This is a genomic window from Paraburkholderia sp. USG1 (assembly GCF_031570135.1).
GTDB lineage: Bacteria > Pseudomonadota > Gammaproteobacteria > Burkholderiales > Burkholderiaceae > Paraburkholderia > Paraburkholderia dioscoreae.
In genome coordinates this window covers 231656-249838 of the sequence record NZ_JAMWXW010000010.1, presented here as the reverse complement: position 1 = coordinate 249838, position 18183 = coordinate 231656, and the positions used below count along the sequence as shown (strand labels likewise).

Annotated in this window: 16 protein-coding genes; 8 read left to right on the top strand and 8 right to left on the bottom strand. The window is 62.6% G+C overall.

Translation table 11 applies throughout. The features are described from left to right. Window positions 1-234 precede the first annotated feature (234 nt). The 4 genes from NE850_RS16120 to gspG form a co-directional block, all read right to left on the bottom strand. The gene (locus tag NE850_RS16120) at window positions 235-921 is read right to left on the bottom strand and encodes a type II secretion system protein J (RefSeq protein ID WP_007180077.1); all 687 of its coding nucleotides are present in this window, start codon (window positions 919-921) and stop codon (window positions 235-237) included. Next, window positions 899-1315, bottom strand: coding sequence for a type II secretion system minor pseudopilin GspI (gene gspI, locus NE850_RS16115; RefSeq protein WP_007180076.1), 417 nt, complete (start codon window positions 1313-1315; stop codon window positions 899-901). The genes NE850_RS16120 and gspI overlap by 23 nt, the downstream gene beginning before the upstream one ends. 1 nt (window position 1316) lies before the next feature. After that, window positions 1317-1856 (bottom strand): GspH/FimT family pseudopilin, encoded by a 540-nt coding sequence (locus NE850_RS16110; RefSeq protein WP_007180075.1) that lies wholly within the window; start codon window positions 1854-1856, stop codon window positions 1317-1319. Between the two features lie 138 nt (window positions 1857-1994). Then, on the bottom strand, window positions 1995-2459 hold the full coding sequence (gene gspG / locus NE850_RS16105) for a type II secretion system major pseudopilin GspG (protein ID WP_007180074.1): 465 nt from the start codon (window positions 2457-2459) through the stop codon (window positions 1995-1997). A gap of 237 nt (window positions 2460-2696) precedes the next feature. Here gspG and NE850_RS16100 point away from each other — a divergent pair, with 237 nt between their 5' ends. Further along, window positions 2697-3110, top strand: a complete 414-nt coding sequence (locus tag NE850_RS16100) for a type II secretion system protein N (protein WP_035518470.1) — start codon at window positions 2697-2699, stop codon at window positions 3108-3110. A gap of 98 nt (window positions 3111-3208) precedes the next feature. Here NE850_RS16100 and gspF read toward each other — a convergent pair whose 3' ends face one another. Genes gspF through gspD form a run of 3 tightly spaced genes read right to left on the bottom strand, consistent with a single transcriptional unit; the run spans window position 3209 to window position 8365 of the window. Next, window positions 3209-4426, bottom strand: a complete 1218-nt coding sequence (gspF, locus tag NE850_RS16095) for a type II secretion system inner membrane protein GspF (RefSeq protein ID WP_007180072.1) — start codon at window positions 4424-4426, stop codon at window positions 3209-3211. Window positions 4427-4430: 4 nt separating this feature from the next. Beyond that, window positions 4431-5999, bottom strand: a complete 1569-nt coding sequence (gspE, locus tag NE850_RS16090; RefSeq protein WP_035517841.1) for a type II secretion system ATPase GspE — start codon at window positions 5997-5999, stop codon at window positions 4431-4433. Beyond that, window positions 5996-8365: a type II secretion system secretin GspD gene (gspD, locus tag NE850_RS16085; protein WP_007180070.1), complete on the bottom strand. Its 2370-nt coding sequence runs from the start codon at window positions 8363-8365 to the stop codon at window positions 5996-5998. Before gspD ends, gspE begins: the two co-directional genes overlap by 4 nt. 29 nt (window positions 8366-8394) lie before the next feature. Between gspD and NE850_RS16080 the strand changes: the two genes are divergently transcribed. From NE850_RS16080 to NE850_RS16070, 3 genes are all read left to right on the top strand, one after another. Continuing rightward, window positions 8395-8589, top strand: coding sequence for a hypothetical protein (locus NE850_RS16080; protein WP_007180069.1), 195 nt, complete (start codon window positions 8395-8397; stop codon window positions 8587-8589). A 289-nt stretch (window positions 8590-8878) separates the two neighbouring features. Further along, on the top strand, window positions 8879-9325 hold the full coding sequence (locus NE850_RS16075; RefSeq protein WP_007180068.1) for a lytic transglycosylase domain-containing protein: 447 nt from the start codon (window positions 8879-8881) through the stop codon (window positions 9323-9325). A gap of 157 nt (window positions 9326-9482) precedes the next feature. Next, entirely contained in the window at window positions 9483-10784 is a 1302-nt protein-coding gene (locus NE850_RS16070; RefSeq protein WP_007180067.1) for a GTP-binding protein, read from the top strand. Between the two features lie 128 nt (window positions 10785-10912). Here the strand turns inward: NE850_RS16070 and NE850_RS16065 are convergent, their stop codons facing one another. Then, window positions 10913-11191: an HU family DNA-binding protein gene (locus NE850_RS16065; RefSeq protein WP_006050811.1), complete on the bottom strand. Its 279-nt coding sequence runs from the start codon at window positions 11189-11191 to the stop codon at window positions 10913-10915. A 495-nt stretch (window positions 11192-11686) separates the two neighbouring features. On the opposite strand from NE850_RS16065, the gene mnmC reads away from it, so the two are divergent. From mnmC to NE850_RS16045, 4 genes are all read left to right on the top strand, one after another. Next, window positions 11687-13657, top strand: coding sequence for a bifunctional tRNA (5-methylaminomethyl-2-thiouridine)(34)-methyltransferase MnmD/FAD-dependent 5-carboxymethylaminomethyl-2-thiouridine(34) oxidoreductase MnmC (gene mnmC / locus NE850_RS16060; protein WP_310698913.1), 1971 nt, complete (start codon window positions 11687-11689; stop codon window positions 13655-13657). A gap of 851 nt (window positions 13658-14508) precedes the next feature. Next, window positions 14509-15714: a cation:proton antiporter gene (locus NE850_RS16055; RefSeq protein ID WP_165187264.1), complete on the top strand. Its 1206-nt coding sequence runs from the start codon at window positions 14509-14511 to the stop codon at window positions 15712-15714. A gap of 160 nt (window positions 15715-15874) precedes the next feature. After that, window positions 15875-16990, top strand: a complete 1116-nt coding sequence (locus NE850_RS16050; RefSeq protein ID WP_007180064.1) for a YbdK family carboxylate-amine ligase — start codon at window positions 15875-15877, stop codon at window positions 16988-16990. A 537-nt stretch (window positions 16991-17527) separates the two neighbouring features. Further along, on the top strand, window positions 17528-18166 hold the full coding sequence (locus NE850_RS16045) for a MarR family winged helix-turn-helix transcriptional regulator (RefSeq protein WP_007180063.1): 639 nt from the start codon (window positions 17528-17530) through the stop codon (window positions 18164-18166). Window positions 18167-18183 lie beyond the last annotated feature (17 nt).

Genomic DNA, 18183 nt, shown 5'->3' with positions numbered 1-18183 from the left:
TCCACCGGACCCGATGCCGGATACAGCCCTCACGCTCGTATCCAAGACCACCCAGAAAAGCCAAGCCTCACTTCCATCTTACGTACAAACTTGCTTGAGGGAGTGGGGCTTAAGTTGAGAGCATTGCCCCGCACAGGGGCAACGCTAATAGACCACACACAATTCAAGGAAAGGCCAACACCGCAAAAAACACCCCCCAAAACCCGCCACGGAGACAAAACAAAACCCTTCATTTCACTCTCCGACGAGAAAAACCCGAGTAACTGGCCGAGCCAAAGAAGTCGCCCCAACACTCACCTGCAACCCCGTCACCGACCGCGGCAGCGGCGCACTCCCCAACTGGGGCACTTTCAGATTATTGTCCGCCTCCGTAATCGCACTCTGCACATCGCTCATCTGCGTAGTCCAACCCACCTTCGGCACATACACCTGCGCCGAAATCGCCCCGACCCCGCCCATCAGGGGCACGCTACTCCATCCTTCACCCTCACCACCGCGCAGCGCCCGCCGCAACTCGCCCATATTCCCCAACGGCGGCGAAGCATACCGAACCACTCGTCCGCTGGACACCCGATACCGCACCACCTGCAAGCGCGGCGCCGCGCCCGGCAAGTTGATCTGCCGCACGATCTGCAACACGCTGGCGGATACCGACACGGCCGCCTGCCCGGACTCGTCGTCCGATGCGGCCTGGCGCGCGTCGATCCGCATCTGGTCGAATAGCTGCGCGAACACGCGCTCGTCTTCCATGGCGTTCGTGATGGTCTGCCGGCCGCGAATGATCTGGTCGAGCCCACGCCACGACAGCACGGCAATCACCGCCAGAATCGCAATCGCCACCAGCAATTCGATCAGCGTGAAACCGCGCGCGCCCCTTGCGCCGAACGGGCGGCGGCGCTCAGAGCGAACGGTTGTTTTCATTCGCGACCACCGTCACCATCTGAGCCAGATTGCCGGACCCGCCCGGCATCGTCACCATCACTTCCACACGACGAAACACCGGATTCGGCGTTGCCGTCACATGCTCCGTACAGATCAACTGCAAGTTGCCCTGCGAACAATCGAAGCTCGTCGAACCCACGTTCGGCCACGCATGCGCGAGATGCAATTGCGCCAGCGTGTTGTCCGCGCTCCAGCCTGCCAGCAACCGGCGATGCAGATCGGCCTCGCCACTCGCGAGACTGCCCACGGCGCGCAACGACGCCGCCAGCGCCACCGCGATGATCGCCAGGGCGACCAGCACTTCGATCATCGTAAAACCGCGCTGCGCGCCGTGAACCGTTTCGCGAGCCGTCATGCTCCTGCAACGACGCATCTCAATGCACCTCGTAGCGGCCATTGCCGGTGCCGACAATCGTCGCGCTCCCGACTGCCGAAAACAGCGTGATCTGCACCGGCACGTCGATCGCCTCGGTACCGAATACGAGCCGGCTGGGTTGCGTATCCGAGCCGGGATAATTGATGCTCACGCCTGTCACGCCGCCTTCCCAGTGACGCGGCCCAAGCAGATCGTCACGCAGCGGACGCCAGCCGTCTTCGGTACGCAGGTCGAAACGGAAGCCGCCTTCGACCGGTTGCCAGGCGATCGGCCGCGCGCGCACCTGCGCTTCGTCGCCGGCCGATTCGAAGAGCAACGCGAGACGCTGTGCTTCTTCGTTGAGGTCGGTGCGCGGATTGCGCGTGATCGTCAGCGCGGTCAAGGACACCAGCAGGCCCGCAATCACCAGCACCACCAGCATTTCCAGCAGCGTGAAACCCGCCGCGCGTTTGCGGCCGCCGTGCGCGCTCGCGCCACGTGAGCGGCGCACGCCATGAAAACGCGCGCCGGCACACGCCGCGCGCGGCAACGAAGCCATACACGGCGAGCCCACACGGGACTTGCAAGCGGACAATCGCATAGTGCCGGCCACGAACAATCAACTCAAAATCGAACCACGCTGCATTGAGGAACGCGCGGGGTTCAGGCCGCCGCGCGCCGGAGAATCATCGACTTCCTACTGCCACGAGCCCACGTCGGCATCGTTGCCTTCGCCACCCGCCTTGCCGTCCGCGCCATAACTGAACACGTCGATCTCGCCGTGCACACCCGGATTCAGATACTGATACGCGTTACCCCACGGATCGTTCGGCAGACGTTCGAGATAACCGCCGTCCTTCCAGTTGTTCGGCACGGGGTCCGTGCTCGGCTTTTCGATCAGCGCGCGCAGGCCTTGCTCCTGGGTCGGATAACGGCCGTTGTCGAGACGGTAGAGTTTCAGCGCCTGCATGACCGTGCCGATGTCCTGCTTGGCGGCCACACGCCGCGCCTCGTCGGGACGGCTCATGATCTTCGGCACGATCAACGCGGCCAGAATGCCCAGAATCGCGATCACGACCATGATTTCGATCAGCGTGAAACCGCGCTGACGACGGCTACGCGGACCCGCGATTTCATGACGGCGAGTGCTCGACAGTTGCATAGCTTGCTACCTCTTTTCAGATGAAATTTTCGACTGGGCGGGATTCGTATTTCAGCAATCAGGTGCCATTGAACACGCCCGGCCGGTCATTTTAATGTCATGGAGTTGAAGGGTCGTCAGAAAACGCCGGGCTACTCCAGGTTTGCTCACCCTCTCTGGGATCGAGCTCGAAGCGCGAGGCTAAGGAAGCCCTTTCAATCCAACGCAATTTTCACAATAGTCCGTACAATGATGCGCATGAACGCCATCCAAATCCGCCTTCTGTCGCTCGCGCTGTTCGCCGTGTTCTGCGCGACGCTGACCTATTGGGTCATCACGCTCAGCACGATGTCCGGTGCGCCCTTGCCCGCCGCCGCCGCGCATGCGCAGGTCTCGACCGACCAGGCCGCCACGCTGTTCGGCGGCCAGCTCACGCGCAGCGCCAACCAGGACGTGCGGCTGTTCGGCATCCTCGCGTTGCGGGAAGGCGCCGCGGCTATCGTCAGCGTCGGCGGCGAACCACCGCATGCGGTGTCGCTCGGCAGCGCGCTGATGCAAGGCGCCAAACTCTCCGAGGTCCGCGCCCGCTCGATCATCATCGACCGCAATGGCGCGCACTCCGAAGTGTTCCTGCCGGCCAACCCCGCCGGTCCCACGATCTACGTGCGCTGAAACAAGGCGCCGAACAGCAGCTTCGTTCCGACCGATTGCGCGTTCGCCGCGCCGATACCCGGCGCCGCCCCTCGCGCAATCCAGTTTCTTTCCCGGCCTTACTGCACCAGGTTGTTCAATTCGATGATCGGCAGCATCACCGCCAGCACGATCACCAGCACCACGCCACCCATCGCCAGAATCAGCAACGGCTCCAGCAGACTCGTCAGGAACATCGTGCGGCGTTCCAGCTCGCGCGCTTCGCCGTCGGCCGCGCGGTCGAGCATCGTGGTCACGTCGCCGGTCGCTTCGCCCGAACGGATCAGGTGAACCAGCACCGGCGGAAACGTCTTCGTATTGCCGAGCGCGCGCGACAACGACGTGCCCTCGCGAACGCGCACGATTGCGTCGTCGATGTTCTCGCGCATGGCGTTGTTGCTGAGCGTTTCGGCGGCGGCTTGCAGCGCGCGCAGAATCGGCACGCCAGCCGCGGTCAGAATGCCGAGCGTGCTCGCAAAGCGCACGGTGTTGTAGCCGCGCACGAGTTTGCCGAGCAGCGGGGCAGTGAGCAGCCAGCGGTCGAAAGCGAGGCGCGCGCCGGGCTGCTTCAGAATCGAGCGCACCAGATACATCAGCACGACCACGCCGATCAACATCGCCCACCACCAGTTCCGCACGAACCCGGACAGCGCCATCATCGTGATGGTGAGGAAGGGCAGTTGCTGCTTGGTGCTGGCGAACACGTTCACCACCTGCGGCACCACGTAGCTCAACAGAAACGTGACGATGCCGAAGGCGATGAGCGTGACGATCGCCGGATACGTGAACGCGAGCACGATCTTCTGCTTCAGCGCATTGCGTTGCTCGATATAGTCGGCGAGCCGCGACAGCACCAGACCGAGCTTGCCGGTATGTTCACCGGCCGCGACCAGCGCGCGGTAGATCTCGGGGAAGTCTTTCGGATGCTGCGTCAGCGCATTGGCGAGCGAATGGCCGCCGAGCACTTCCGCGCGGATCGACGCCATCAGTTCGCGAATGTAGTCGCGCTCCGATTGCTCGGTCAGCACCGAGAGCGCTTCGTCGAGCGGCAGGCCCGCGATCAGCAGGCTGGCGAGCTGGCGCGTCAGGATCGCCTGCTCGCGTTGCGACAAACGCCGCCCCAGCGACAGCCGTTGATTGCGCTCGCCGCGCGTACGCGTAGCCGCCGGTTCGACAACGAGCGGCGTCAGTCCCTGCGAACGCAGATTGGTCCGCGCGCCGCGCGCGCTGTCTGCGTCGAGCACGCCTTTTTGTGCCTTGCCCGCCGCGTCGATCGCTTCGAAACGAAATGCCGGCATGCGCTTATGCTCCGCCCGTCACGCGGATCACTTCTTCGAGCGATGTCAGCCCGGAAGCGAGCCAGCGGTCCGCATCCTCGCGCAGCGTGCGCATGCCTTGCGCGCGGCCGGCGGTGAGGATTTCCGCATCGGCCGCGTTGCGGTGAACCAGCGTGCGGATGTGGTCGTCGATCAGCAGCAGTTCGTAGACGCCGCGACGTCCCGCATAACCGGAGTGGCCGCACCGCTCGCAACCGACCGGATGCCAGCGTACGCTGCCGTCTTCCTCCACACGCTCTTCGCGACACACCGGGCACAGACGCCGCACGAGCCGCTGCGCCAGCACGCCGAGCAGCGACGACGCCAGCAGATACGGCTCCACGCCCATGTCGGTCAGACGCGTCACGGCGGAGGCCGCGTCGTTGGTGTGCAGCGTGGCGAGCACGAGGTGGCCCGTCAACGAGGCCTGCACCGCGATCTGCGCGGTCTCCAGGTCGCGGATTTCACCGATCATGATGACGTCCGGATCCTGCCGCAGAATCGAGCGCAGCGCCCGCGCGAAAGTCATGCCGATCCGCTCGTTGACCTGCGTCTGGCCGATGCCGGACAGGTCGTATTCGATCGGGTCTTCGACCGTCATGATGTTCGTGGTCGCCGTTTCGAGCCGCGACATCGCCGCATACAGCGTGGTCGTTTTACCGGAGCCGGTCGGCCCGGTCACCAGCACGATGCCGTGCGGCCTGCCGATCAGCTTGTCGAACTTGACGAGCGTGTCTGGCGCCATGCCGAGCGCTTCGAGATTCAGGCGCGATGCGTCTTTCTCCAACAAACGCAGCACCGCGCGTTCGCCGTGGCCGGTCGGCAGCGTCGAGACGCGCACGTCGACCGGGCGGCCACCCACTCGCAGCGTGATGCGGCCGTCCTGCGGCAAGCGCTTTTCGGCAATGTCGAGCTGCGCCATGATCTTGATCCGCGAAATCAGCGCGCCGTGCAGCGCTTTCTTCGGGCGCACCACATCGCGCAGCGTGCCGTCCACGCGAAAGCGCACCACAGAAGAAGTCTCGAACGGCTCGATATGAATATCCGACGCCTGTTCGCGCGCCGCTTGCGTGAGCAGCGCGTTGATCATGCGGATGATTGGCGCGTCGTCTTCCGACTCCAGCAGATCTTCCACCTCGGGAATGTCCTGCATGAGCCGCGAAAGATCGACTTCGCCTTCCACTTCGCCCACCACTTGCGCAGCGCTGCCGTCCTGGCGCGCGTACGCCTGGTTGATCGCCTGCGCGAGTTCGTCGGCGGGCAGACGTACGATCGACACGGCGCCGAAGTTGCGCGCCACTTCGGAAAGCGCGGCGTCGCTCGTGCGTTCGCTGATCCAGACTTCGAGGCTGTCCGCATGCTGATGCGCGACCAGAATCTGGCCGGCACGCGCAAAACCGTACGGCACGAGCCGCGCGGCGATCGCCGACGGCGCCTCGCGTCCGGCATGCTCCGTCGCGCCCGCGGACGGAATTACCGTGGCTTGTGCCGCAGCACCGGTTCGCGTTGCTGCCGGCGACGCGGACGCTGACGGCGGCATGGACGGCGTACTCACGGCCGCACTCCGGGCGAAGCAGTGGAAGGCGACACGGTGATCGGGCTGCTCTGCACGGCAGGCCCAACGGTAGCAGGACTGCTCTGTAGGGGAGTACCGGTAGTGGCCGCCGCGCCGTTCGTGGCAGCACCGCCGTTAGCCGGCGCAGGCGCCATCTTCTGCCGGCGCATCTTGTCGAGATCGAACAGATTCATCTCGGGCGAACCACCCTGGCTCGGACCGATCGGCATGGGCGGCACCACCGGGTCGTCATTGTCCTTCATCAGGTTATTGTCCTGCCTGTACGCGCCCTGCACGCCCTGAATGTAGTCGTAGCGATTCGACGTCACGGCCTGGGCCGTACCACGATCGCTGATGATCACCGGGCGCAAAAACACCATCAGGTTGGTCTTGTTGCGGGTCTTCTGTTCCGAGCGGAACAGTTGGCCGATCCACGGAATATCGCCGAGCAGCGGCACCTTGCTGTTGCTGACCTGATAGTTGTCCTGCATCAGGCCGCCCAGCACGATGATCTCGCCGTTATCGGCCAGCACCGTCGACTGGATCGAACGCTTGGTGAATTCCGGGCCCGCCGGATTGGTCGTGGCGTTGGTGGTGCCGGTCACGATCGCCGAGTCTTCCGTATAGAGCTGCAGCTTGAGAATGCCGCCGTCGGTGATTTGCGGCTTGACGTGCAGCGTCAGGCCCACGTCCACGCGATCGTAAGTGTTGAACGCCGAGGTAGCGGTCGAGCTCGTGAGATTCGAATACGAACCCGTCTGGATCGGCACATTGGTGCCGACGACGATCTTGGCTTCTTCGTTGTCGAGCGTTATGAGGTTAGGCGTGGACAGCACGTTCGCGTCGGCGGTCTGCGACAGCGCCTGCAGCAGCGCTCCGAGTCCCTGCACACCGAAAATGTTGTGGATCCAGCCGATATTGAGGCCCTGCTGGAGACCCTGGGTGCCGATCGCGCTAGCGAGACCACCGGTGGCCGCACCGGCTGCCCCGGCCGCGACGGCGCCCGCCGTCAGATTGACGATGCTGTTGCTGCTGCCGGTCTGCAGATTGGTGCCGGCGAAGATCGAATTGTTCGCGACCTGCCACTGAATGCCGAGGTTGCCGCTCGTGTTCGAGTTCAACTCGACGATCAACGCCTCGAGATAAACCTGCGCGCGACGTGCGTCGAGCTGGTCGATCACCGCCCGCAGGTTGCGGTACACCGGCTCGGCCGCCGTGACGATCAGCGAGTTGGTTGCGGCATCCGCCTGGATCATGCCGCCCGCCTGATTGTCGTCGCTCTTGTCCTTGTCGTTACCTAGCAGGCCGCCGGAATTGGAACCCCCGCCCGCGCCGTAGCCGCCCCCGCCGCCCATCGGCGACGCCATCGAGCCACTGCCCAGACCACCCGACGGCAACGGCGGCGTACCCGACGTGCCGGTCGAATTGTTGCCGCCCAACCCGCCACCGCCGTTCTGGTTGAACGAATTCGCGTCGTTCGAGTTCGCCGACGAGCCCGTATCGCCGCCTTTGCCGAACATGCCGCGCAAGGTCTTGGCGAGTCTCGTCGCGTCCGCGTTGCGCAGCGGCACGACGTGGATGTTGCCGGGCATCGTGGTCGGCGTGTCGAGTTCCTTCGCCAGCTGCTTGGCCGCCGCGAGACGCGCGCCGTTCGACGCGCGGATCAGCAGCGAGTTGGTGCGCGGATCGGCCGTGATCGAAACCTTCAACGTCGCATCGGTGCTGCCGATCGAACCCGGATCGAGCATCTTGGAGAGTTGCGTGGCGATGTCGATCGCATTCGCGTTCTTCAGTTGCACCACTGATACCGACTGGCCCGCCGCCGTGTCCACACCCGCGATGATCTGCGCAATACGCCGCACGTTGTCGGCGTAGTCGGTGACTACGATCGTGTTGTTGGCGGGGTAGGCCGCCACGGTGTTGTTCGGCGAGATCAGCGGGCGCAGCACCGGCAGCAGATTGTTGGCCGATTCGTTCTTCAGCACGAACACCTGCGTGACCACCTGGTCGCCGCGCGCGGTAGGCGCGTTGCCGACGTAGGTCGGCACGCCTTGCAGCTTGGCATCGGCCTCGGGCACGACTTTCAGCACGCCGTGGTCCTGCACCAGCGCGAAGCCCTGCATGCGCAGCGCGGACTGCAAGGTCTTCAGCGCCTGATCTTCAGGCACCGCATTTTCCGACACGAGATTCAACTGACCTTTCACACGCGGGTCGACGATGATCGTTTTACCGGTTGCCGCGCCGATCGCCTTGGCCACCTGGTCGATGTCGGCGTTGACGAAGTTGAGTGTCACCTGTGCCTGTGCCGTCTGCGCGGTGATCAAGCCAGCCACCAGCAGCGCCGTTGCGACGCGACGCAAAACCATACGATTTCTTCTCATGGAATAGGGTATTGATGCCGACAGCCGTAGCCGCCGACGGTCATGCAGTGCGGACATGGGAGCAGGCCGCCGCCCTGTCGATCTGCAGGCCGGCCTCGCGGACGATCATCGCCCTCGCTGCCCGCCGCCCGATGTCCGAAAAAAATGAACAGTACCAGTTTTTCATGTCGGATTTGTCACAAAACAAACTGTGCGTGCGATTCCTCTAAAGATCGCCCCTCATTGTCAAGTAACTGAAAGCTAATGAGATGTTCCGTGACGCGCAAGAGATGCGCCGTTTTCTGCGTGCTTATGTCGGTTAGCCAACTTGACGGAGGTCTGCCTGCCGGTATGATACGAGCCGATCGAGTCCCTGGTTGCGGGTTACCGGCGCGGGTTTTCCCCGATGTCCGACAAATGCCCGGCCAGCGTGGCCCGACGGCTGTCGGCGGCTGAAGTATGGCCGACGCGATCCCTTACCGAACCTTACTCTTGCGCATTACTTAGTGGTCTTGACCGATGAAACGCTCCTTCGTCACTGTCACTGCGGGACTTGCCGTGCTGATCGCAGCAGGGTCGGCGCACGCCGATTGCTTTGACGAAGCCGCCAGGTATCAGAAGGTCAACCCCCTGATTCTGCGCGCAATCGCGTGGCAGGAGTCGCATAATCGGCCCGACGCGCAACATAAGAACGCCAACGGCTCGATCGACTACGGCGTCATGCAGATCAATTCCGTCCATCTGCCCACGCTCGCTCAGTACGGCATCTCGCAAGGCACACTCATGGAGCCGTGCAAGAACGTCTATATCGCGGCATGGCATCTGCGCCGCCAGATGAACAAGTACGGCAACACCTGGCAGGCCATCGGCGCATATCATTCAGAAACCCCGGCACTGCGGGACAAGTACGCGCAGCAGATCGTCGCGATCCTGCGCAAGTGGAATCTGATGCCGGCTGCGCGCTGATCCGGCCCGCTGATCTGACCCATTCCGCGGCCGCTGGCCGTTTTGATGCACAATGCGGCTTCGTGCCGCCGCCGGGCTTCGAGCGTCATTCGGGTTACGCAGTCATGCGACCCCAAGCCCGGCACGCCTTCCAATCCTCCAGCTTTTCCGTACTGCGATGAACCAGCCGCTACTGCCCGTCACCGTGCTCTCCGGTTTTCTGGGCGCCGGCAAGACCACGCTCCTGAATCACATTCTCGCGAATCGCGCCGGTTTGCGCGTGGCCGTGATCGTCAACGATCTGGCCGCCGTTAATATCGATGCGACACTCGTGCGCGACGCCGCCGCGCTTTCTCACGTCGAGGAGCAACTCGTCGAGTTGTCGAACGGCTGCATCTGCTGCACGCTGCGCGACGATTTGAGGGTCGAGATCAAGCGTCTCGCGGCCGAGCAACGCTTCGACGCGATCCTGATCGAGTCGACCGGCGTGGCCGAACCCATGCCGATCGCCGAAACCTTCACCTTCGTCGACGACGAAGGTGCGTCGCTGTCCGACGTCGCGCGACTCGACACGATGGTGACCGTGGTCGATGCATTCAACTTCCTGCGCGACTACGGTTCGGCCGACGCGCTCGCCGAGCGCGGCATCGCGGCGAGCGAAGAAGACGACCGCACGCTTGTGGAGTTGCTGATCGAGCAGATCGAATTCTGCGACGTGCTGGTGGTGAACAAGGCGGACCTGGTCAGCGCGGACGAACTCACGCGCCTGCAGCGCATTCTCGGCCGGATCAACCCGCGCGCGGTGCAGGTGGTCGCCCGCTTCGGCGAGGTGCCGCTCGCGCAGGTGCTGAACACCGGCCGCTTCGATTTCGACGAGGCATCGAGCGCGCCGGGCTGGCTGGCGTCGCTCAATCATGAGCATGACCACGAGCACGGTCACGCCCATCACGGTGAAGCGGACGAATTCGGCATCGGCAATTTCATTTACCGCGCGCGCCGGCCGTTTCACCCAGAACGCCTGTGGGCACTGCTGCATCAGGAGTGGAAGGGCGTTCTGCGCAGCAAGGGCTTCTTCTGGCTGGCCACGCGTAACGATATCGCCGGTTCGCTCTCGCAGGCGGGCGGTGCTTGCCGGCACGGCCCGGCGGGCATGTGGTGGGCCGCTCAGGATCGCAGCGAATGGCCCGACGGCGACGACGAACTGGCCGCCGAAATCGCCGCGGACTGGTATGGCGACCCGGACGATCTGAGTATTGGCGACCGTCGCCAGGAACTGGTCATGATCGGTGTCGGCATCGATCCGGCTGTCTGGACCGCTAAGTTCGACGCTTGCCTGTTGACCGATGAGGAATACGCGCAGGGACCGCAAGCCTGGGCGAAGCTCGCCGATCCGTTCCCGGCCTGGGACTTCGACGAAGATGATCACGACCACGATCACGATCACGATGGTCACGGTGATATAGTGCATCGCCACGACTAAGCGGCCTCTTGCTGCCGGCGGGATAGTCGCGACGCTCGCCGCTATCCCGTGCCCCCTGCCCAGCGCGAAACGCGCAGGCGAAAAAAAACCCGCCGTTGGCGGGTGTCAACTGCCTGGCAGTAGTCTGCTTAGCGCTTGTTGACTGCGTCTTTGAACGCCTTACCAGCCGTGAACTTGACGGTCTTGGCGGCCGGGATCTTGATAGTTTCGCCGGTCTTGGGGTTACGACCCGTACGTGCTGCCCGCTTGCCCGAACCGAAGCTGCCGAAGCCGATCAACTGGACCGCATCACCCTTCGACACAGACTTCTTGATCACTTCAAGCAACGTGTCCAGCGTTTCACCGGTTTGAGCCTTGCTGGCGCCCGTCTGTCCAGCGACGGCGTCGATCAGTTCCTGTTTGTTCATTAAGGTTCCTTTCTGAGTTTAGGTTGACACGAACAGCGCGAACGCGCCGATTATACGTGCGCGGGCCGCGCCGTCGAGCAGCTCCGGCTCCGGATCCCCTCCGGACCAATAGCGCCGGACAGATAACCGCCCGTCGGCCGTGCTGCCGCTCCCTTCGCGGCGCTTGCTATGATAGCGCAGCGCAAACCCAATCAGGATAAGGGTTTCGAAGAATTACGCGGTTGCGCAGCGGATATTGCAACGAAACCGCCGTTTTTGCTCCCGGCGACCTCTAACCGAGGGCTCAAACCCAGTACGGACGGGGCTTGGCGTTGGTTTTTGCCAACGTTCGGCGGGTCATTTTCCGCCGTCCGGCGAGCCAGGCGTGGGCGGCAACGTTCACGCGCGTATGAGAAAACGCCGGGCCGCCCCAAGTTTTCTCACGCCCTTGTGGGGGTCTGGCGCGCAGCGACAGGTTCCGGAGGGCATTTTTCCGAGCGTCATTTTCCCTCGCGCATGACTGATCCGCTGATCCCCGCCGTCCTCGCTTTTCGCGACAACGGCACGCCTTTTTCGCCGCTCTACGACGACATCTATCACAGCGCCGTGGGTGGTCTCGAACAGGCTCACTACGTTTTCCTGCGAGGCAATGCACTACCCGAGCGGTGGCAAGGCCGTCGCATTTTCACCGTGCTCGAAACCGGCTTCGGCATGGGCATCAACTTTCTGGTGACCTGGGCCGCGTGGCGCGCAGATTCCTCACGCTGCGAGCGACTCCATTTCGTCTCGACTGAGAAACATCCGTTTACCGTCGACGATTTACGCAAAGTGTATGCGGCGACGATTTCCGATCCGGAGATCGCGGACCTGGCGCAAGCGCTCGCGGATGTCTGGCCGATGCTCGTCCCCGGCACGCATCGGCTTGAATTCGAGGAGGGGCGCGTCGTACTCACGCTCGTTTTTGCCGACGCACAGGACAGCGTGCCGGCCTTGAGGCTGCGCGCCGATGCGTTCTACCTCGACGGTTTCGCGCCGGCCAGGAATCCCGAACTCTGGACTCCTGCGATCTTCAAGGCGCTCGCGCGGCTGGCCGGCGAGGGTGCCACATTCGCCACCTACAGCAGCGCCGGCGACATCAAACGCGCGTTGACCCAGTGCGGTTTTGAATACCGCAAGGTGGACGGTTTCGGCTGGAAACGCGCGATGCTGGTCGGCCACTTCGCGCCGCGCTGGCGCGTGCGGCGTCATGAGCCGCCCGCGGCGCTCGTGGTCGACGAACGGCATGCCGTGGTGATCGGCACGGGCCTCGCCGGCTGCGCGGTGATCGAGCGGCTGGCCGCGCGCGGCTGGCGCGTCACGTCGCTCGAACGGCATGCAGCCGTTGCTCAGGAAGCGTCCGGCAATCCGGCAGGCGTGTTCCACCCCATGATTTCCCGTGACGACAGCGTCGCCTCACGCGTCACGCGGGCCGGCTTCCTCTATTCGCTCAGGCATTGGGCTGCGCTCGAACGGCTCGGCCACGGACCATCTCGCGGCAGCAAGGGTCTGTTGCAGATCGCCGCGGATGACGAGGAAGCCTTGTCGATCAGCGAAGCGATCGCCGCGGCAGGCTATCCATCGGAGTACGTGACGTCCGTCCCGGCAGACGAAGCTCAACGGCTGGCCGGCATGCCGCTCGCGCACGGCGGCTGGTTCTTTCCGTACGGCGGCTGGATCGATCCTGCATCGCTCTGCGCCGCGCAGTGCGCCGCGGCGGGTTCGTTGCTCGAACGCCGCTTCGGAGTGGACGTCGCGCGGGTCGAGCGGGCGGGCGGTCAGTGGATCATCGTCGACACGGCGGGTCAGGTTGTCGCGCGTGCGCCGGTGGTGATCGTAGCGAGTGCTCACGATGCCGCGCGCATCGCCGGTTTGCAGCACGCGCCGACTCGCAGCATTCGCGGCCAGCTCACGTTACTGCCGGCCGGCATGGTGCGTCCGCCGCTCGAGTTGCCGGTGATTGGCGAAGGCTACGCCGTACCGCTTGCCAACGGCGTCACGCTGACCGGCGCCACCTATGAACTCGACGACTCCGACACGTCGCTTCGCGCGGATGGCCATCTGGAAAACCTGGCGCGCGTCGCGCAGATGTTGCCGGCGTTTGCAGGCATCGTCGATCGCTCCGAGTCGGCGGCGTTGGCTGGGCGCGTCGCGTTCCGTTGCGTCACCAGCGACCGCATGCCGATGATCGGCCAGCTCGCCGACGAAACCCTAGCAGCACGCGACACCCAGCGTCTGCGGGGCGCATGGCCGCTCGATCTGCCGCGCACAGACGGCCTGTACGGCGCGTTTGCCTACGGTTCGCGTGGGCTGGTGTGGGCAGCGCTCGGCGCGGAACTGATCGCCTCGCAACTGGAAGGCGAACCGTGGCCGCTCGAACGGGATCTGGCTGAAGACATCGATCCCGCGCGCTTCCTGTTGCGCGCACTGCGTCAGGGGACGGTGAGTTAACTGCGTTAACGGCGGCCCGCCGGGCACCTTTGCCCGACCCGGTTATCCACCGACACTTGTGGATAACCGCGCCGTTTACCCGCGCAACTCATGTGGAACCGTTGTGGACGTAAACGGGGTAACTCCGCTGCGGCCGGAAATCACAAAAAGTTGCTCTTGTATACCCGCCGCTCCCGCACATGCTGTGCATCCGGTTATGCGGCCGGCAAACCAATGATTCGTTTCGGTAAACAGGAGTTATCCACAGAAACCGAGGCGCTTTGTTAACTGTTACTACGTATACATACGGTAAACCTGTAAACAGAAAGGCCGTGGCTGAAACGGCGCTCATCGGCATAGCTCGCACCCCGCTATCTGGGCAGACGCTTCCCCCGCTATGTCCCGAAAAACACATCTGCCATCTTCAAACTAGCCGCGCACGCGGTCGATTTCAGGCCTAAAACGGTCGCTTTTTCCTCATGTCGCCGAGATAACGTACGTTTTTACCGTTTTGTCAGCACGTTCGTGTCTTTTCGGTCGAGGCTGAAAAAGCTATGGCACAATCGCCGTTCTTTTCCGCGTCGTGCCTTGCCTCTACAGCGGCACACGCAGCAAACGGAACGGTGCGGCTCAATCAGAATCTGATTCAAAGTCGACGGCGTTCTTTTTCACCGTGCCGGTTGCTACGGCCACACCCGAATGCGTCAGGCTCCCTGCGGCTGCGGCGCATTCAGATCATCCGATCGTTGAAAACTCGCAACGCTGGCCATGCGAAGCGATCGCGACAGTGAGCGCTTCATGCGTCCACCCGCTCGCCGGTGTTTGCGCCGGTTCGTGTCGTCCGCCGTTGCTGCAAAGGAGAACCCATTACGATGAATTCGGCGTTTTCATTTTTTCCAGCCTGGCCGCTTTCACCCGACGCCATTTTTTGGGCTGGTCTCGCATTGCTCGCGGCAGGTCTATGCGGTGAGCTTTGCTATCGCGCGTGGCGTTTGCCGCGCATTTCCGGGTATGCGGTCATTGGCCTCGTCGCCGGCGCGGCCGGCTCGGGCGTAATCGATGCGGATTCCGCGAGCGCCGCGCGTCCGTTGCTCGACGTCGCGCTCGGTTTGCTGCTGTTCGAACTCGGCAGCCGGCTCGATTTGCGCTGGATCCGTCGCAATCCCTGGCTGATTCTGTCGAGCGTGGCCGAAGCCACGCTGACATTCGCGCTGGTTTTGCCGGTTTTGCTGTTCCTGAACGTGCCGCTGATGGTGGCTACCGTGCTCGCCGCGATCGCGATGGCGACTTCGCCGGCCATGGTGATTCAGCTCAAAACCGAATTGCGCGCGGAAGGCCAGGTCACGCAGCGTCTGCTGACCTTGACGGCACTGAACAGCATGTATGCGGTGGTGATTGAAAAGCTCGTGTCGAGCTGGCTGCATCAGGAGGTCTATGGCAACGTATTCGCGACCATTTTGCAGCCGCTTTATCTGCTGGTCGGCTCGCTCGTGCTTGCATACCTGCTCGCGCGCACCTGCACGTTCTTTTATCGACGTCTGAACATGCAGGACGAGCATTCGTTTGTCGCGCTGTTCGGGCTGGTGCTGCTGGCTATCGCTGTCGCGCATCTGTTCAAGCTGTCGACGATTCTCGCGCTGCTCGCTGCCGGCATCATCGTGAAGAATCATGAAGCGCGTCCGCAATTGTGGCCCCAGCATTTCGGCACGGCCGGCTGGTTGTTGACGGTGATTCTGTTCGTGCTGACGTTGACTTCGTTCGAATGGAAAGACATCGCGCTAGGCGGTGTCGCGGCGCTGGGTCTGATTGTTGCGCGCCTCATTGCGAAACTGGTCGGCGTGCTGGCGTTTGCCAAGCCAAGCGGTTTGAACTGGAAGCAGGGCATGGCGCTCGGTTTGTCGCTGTCGCCCATGTCGGCGCTCGCGTATCTGCTGGTCGACGATACCTACAACCTGTATCCGAACTTCGATCCGCAACTGCGGGCTATCGTGATGTGCTCGATTTTCGTGCTGCAGATTCTCGGGCCGTGGCTCGTCTATCGCAGTCTCGCGATGGTGGCCGAACGGCGCGAAGAGTAAGCGCGAGCCGGTCAGCGCAGTGCGCTGACTGAAACGCGGAGCCCGAGACCCGAGGCTCGATACTTGAGACGCTTTATCCAACCTATATTCGATTCAAAAACGGCCGGGCATGTGACCTGCACACGGACCCACGCCCGGCCGAACTGACCCAGGGGACGCCATGTCACTCGAACCCTTCATCGATTCGAAACCGTTCACATTCGGTGTCGAACTCGAGATGCAGATCGTCAACACGCACGACTATGATCTGACCAAAGCCGGCTCGGATCTGCTGCGCCTCATCAAGGACGAAAAGATCCCCGGCAACATCACGCCGGAAATCACCGAAAGCATGATCGAGCTGTCGACCGGCATCTGCACGACGCATGAGCAGGCCGTTGCCGATTTGCGCAAGATTCGCGATACGCTGGTTTCAGCGGCGGATCACCTGAACGTCGGACTGTGCGGCGGCGGCACGCATGCGTTCCAGCAATGGAGCGAGCGGCAGATCGTCGATACGCCGCGCTTTCAGTATCTCTCCGAGTTGTACGGCTATCTCGCCAAGCAATTTACGGTGTTCGGCCAGCACGTGCATATCGGCTGCCCGGATCCGAACAGCGCGCTCTATCTGCTGCATTCCATGTCGCGCTTCATTCCGCACTTCATCGCGTTGTCGGCATCGTCGCCGTTCGTGCAGGGTGTCGATACCGGTTTTCATTCGGCACGACTGAATTCCGTGTTCGCGTTTCCGCTGTCGGGCCGCGCGCCGTTCGTGTTGACGTGGGACAGTTTCGAGGAATATTTCTCGAAGATGGTCCACACCGGCGTGGTCAACAGCATGAAGGATTTTTACTGGGACATCCGGCCGAAGCCCGGTTTCGGCACGATCGAAGTGCGCGTCATGGACACGCCGTTGTCGGTGGATCGTGCGGCGGCGATTGCCTGCTACATCCAGACGCTTGCCCGGCATCTGCTGCTCGACAAACCGATCACGCCGAAGGAAGACGACTACCTCGTCTACACCTTCAATCGTTTTGAAGCATGCCGGTTTGGTCTTGCCGGCACCTGCATCAATCCGCAGACGGGCGAACGCAAGACGATTTCCGAAGACATTCTCGAAACGCTGGACCGGATCGCTCCGCACGCCGAAGCGTTGGGTTCGGGCAATGCGCTGGCCGAAATCGGCGCGATTGCGCGCAGTCAGGTCAATGACGCGACGTGGCTGCGCGGCGTCGTCGAACGGGAAAAGTCCTTGCATGAAGCCGTCAGGCAACAATGTCTGGAGTGGCGCGCCTAGCCGGAAACAGGGTTGCTCACGGCAAATCGTAAGAAAGCCCGCCTCGAGCGGGTTTTTTTCAATAAATTAATTTCCAGCTCGGCATGTCCAAGGTTTTTATAAAGTTGACGTATACAGACGTAGTAGTAGTTAACAAGCATTGCCCCGGCCTGTGGACAACTGAATAATTCCCTGCAAAGTCAATGCGCTGCGTAAACCATAACCAGGCTGATCGAGGGTGCGTCGAGGCCGGTATACGAGGACAACTTCGGGCCGGCCAAGCCGGCTTCGCCGCTTATCAAGAATCGGCACACAGGCTGTCCCTGCGTTTTCCCCGGGTTATCCACAGCTTGCTTTGGATAAGTTAGCTGTACGATTCGCCGCTCTCGCATAGAATGTCGTTTTCGCTGCTTTGCCTTGCAAGGCGGTAAATTTTTGAGATAGTTGAAAACCGTCTTGTCCGCGGTTGGGCGAGGCTACCCCACACAGGCTACGGGCGCGGTCGGCGAACGGTTCGCCGGCATCGTACGAAAGCTGTAAATAAACCAATCGAAGATTATGAGCGAAGGCGTATACGGAGAACAGGCGACCGGGCGGGTGACCCACAGCCTATTGCGATTGAGCACGGCAATGCGAAGCCAGGCTTGGGAATGGGCGGAAGGCGCTGGCCTGACACCGACTCAAGGCGAAATTCTGGTTTTGTTGATGCAGCGCAAAGGCCCGATGCGTCTCGGCGAAATTGCCCGTGAAACGGCCCTTACCGCCGCGACGACCAGTGACGCAGTCAGCACGCTCGAGACCAAAGGTCTGGTCGAAAAGCGCCGTGCCCTCGATGACGGCCGCGCCCTCGCGGTCCGCCTGACGGCACGCGGCCGCACGGCTGCAAAGCGCGCTGCGCAGTGGCCGGACTTTCTGGCCAAAGCGGTCGGCACGTTGCGTGACGAGGAACAGTCCGTGTTCTATCGCACGCTGCTCAAGACCGTTCATCAGCTGGAAGCGCAAGGCACGATTCCGCCGCACCGCATGTGTCTGAGCTGCACGCACTTCGAGCCGAGCAAGAACCCGAAGAAGACCCCGCATCATTGCGCGTTGCTCGATCTGAAGATGTCGGATACGGACCTGCGCCTGGATTGCTCGGTGTATGAGACTGCCGACGTTGCCACCCAGAAGAAGACCTGGAAGATCTTCGCCCAATAAGGCGGTTTCTTCCGGGA

What these genes read in the sequence shown, in the direction of transcription:
- gspF (WP_007180072.1), bottom strand. Translation starts at nt 4,426, where the DNA reads ATGCCGGCATTTCGTTTCGAAGCGATCGACGCGGCGGGCAAGGCACAA.
- NE850_RS16075 (WP_007180068.1), top strand. Translation starts at nt 8,879, where the DNA reads ATGAAACGCTCCTTCGTCACTGTCACTGCGGGACTTGCCGTGCTGATC.
- NE850_RS16080 (WP_007180069.1), top strand. Translation starts at nt 8,395, where the DNA reads ATGCCGACAGCCGTAGCCGCCGACGGTCATGCAGTGCGGACATGGGAG.
- NE850_RS16045 (WP_007180063.1), top strand. Translation starts at nt 17,528, where the DNA reads ATGAGCGAAGGCGTATACGGAGAACAGGCGACCGGGCGGGTGACCCAC.
- NE850_RS16110 (WP_007180075.1), bottom strand. Translation starts at nt 1,856, where the DNA reads ATGGCTTCGTTGCCGCGCGCGGCGTGTGCCGGCGCGCGTTTTCATGGC.
- gspG (WP_007180074.1), bottom strand. Translation starts at nt 2,459, where the DNA reads ATGCAACTGTCGAGCACTCGCCGTCATGAAATCGCGGGTCCGCGTAGC.
- gspD (WP_007180070.1), bottom strand. Translation starts at nt 8,365, where the DNA reads ATGGTTTTGCGTCGCGTCGCAACGGCGCTGCTGGTGGCTGGCTTGATC.
- NE850_RS16120 (WP_007180077.1), bottom strand. Translation starts at nt 921, where the DNA reads ATGAAAACAACCGTTCGCTCTGAGCGCCGCCGCCCGTTCGGCGCAAGG.
- NE850_RS16050 (WP_007180064.1), top strand. Translation starts at nt 15,875, where the DNA reads ATGTCACTCGAACCCTTCATCGATTCGAAACCGTTCACATTCGGTGTC.
- NE850_RS16065 (WP_006050811.1), bottom strand. Translation starts at nt 11,191, where the DNA reads ATGAACAAACAGGAACTGATCGACGCCGTCGCTGGACAGACGGGCGCC.
- NE850_RS16055 (WP_165187264.1), top strand. Translation starts at nt 14,509, where the DNA reads ATGAATTCGGCGTTTTCATTTTTTCCAGCCTGGCCGCTTTCACCCGAC.
- NE850_RS16100 (WP_035518470.1), top strand. Translation starts at nt 2,697, where the DNA reads ATGAACGCCATCCAAATCCGCCTTCTGTCGCTCGCGCTGTTCGCCGTG.
- NE850_RS16070 (WP_007180067.1), top strand. Translation starts at nt 9,483, where the DNA reads ATGAACCAGCCGCTACTGCCCGTCACCGTGCTCTCCGGTTTTCTGGGC.
- mnmC (WP_310698913.1), top strand. Translation starts at nt 11,687, where the DNA reads ATGACTGATCCGCTGATCCCCGCCGTCCTCGCTTTTCGCGACAACGGC.
- gspI (WP_007180076.1), bottom strand. Translation starts at nt 1,315, where the DNA reads ATGCGTCGTTGCAGGAGCATGACGGCTCGCGAAACGGTTCACGGCGCG.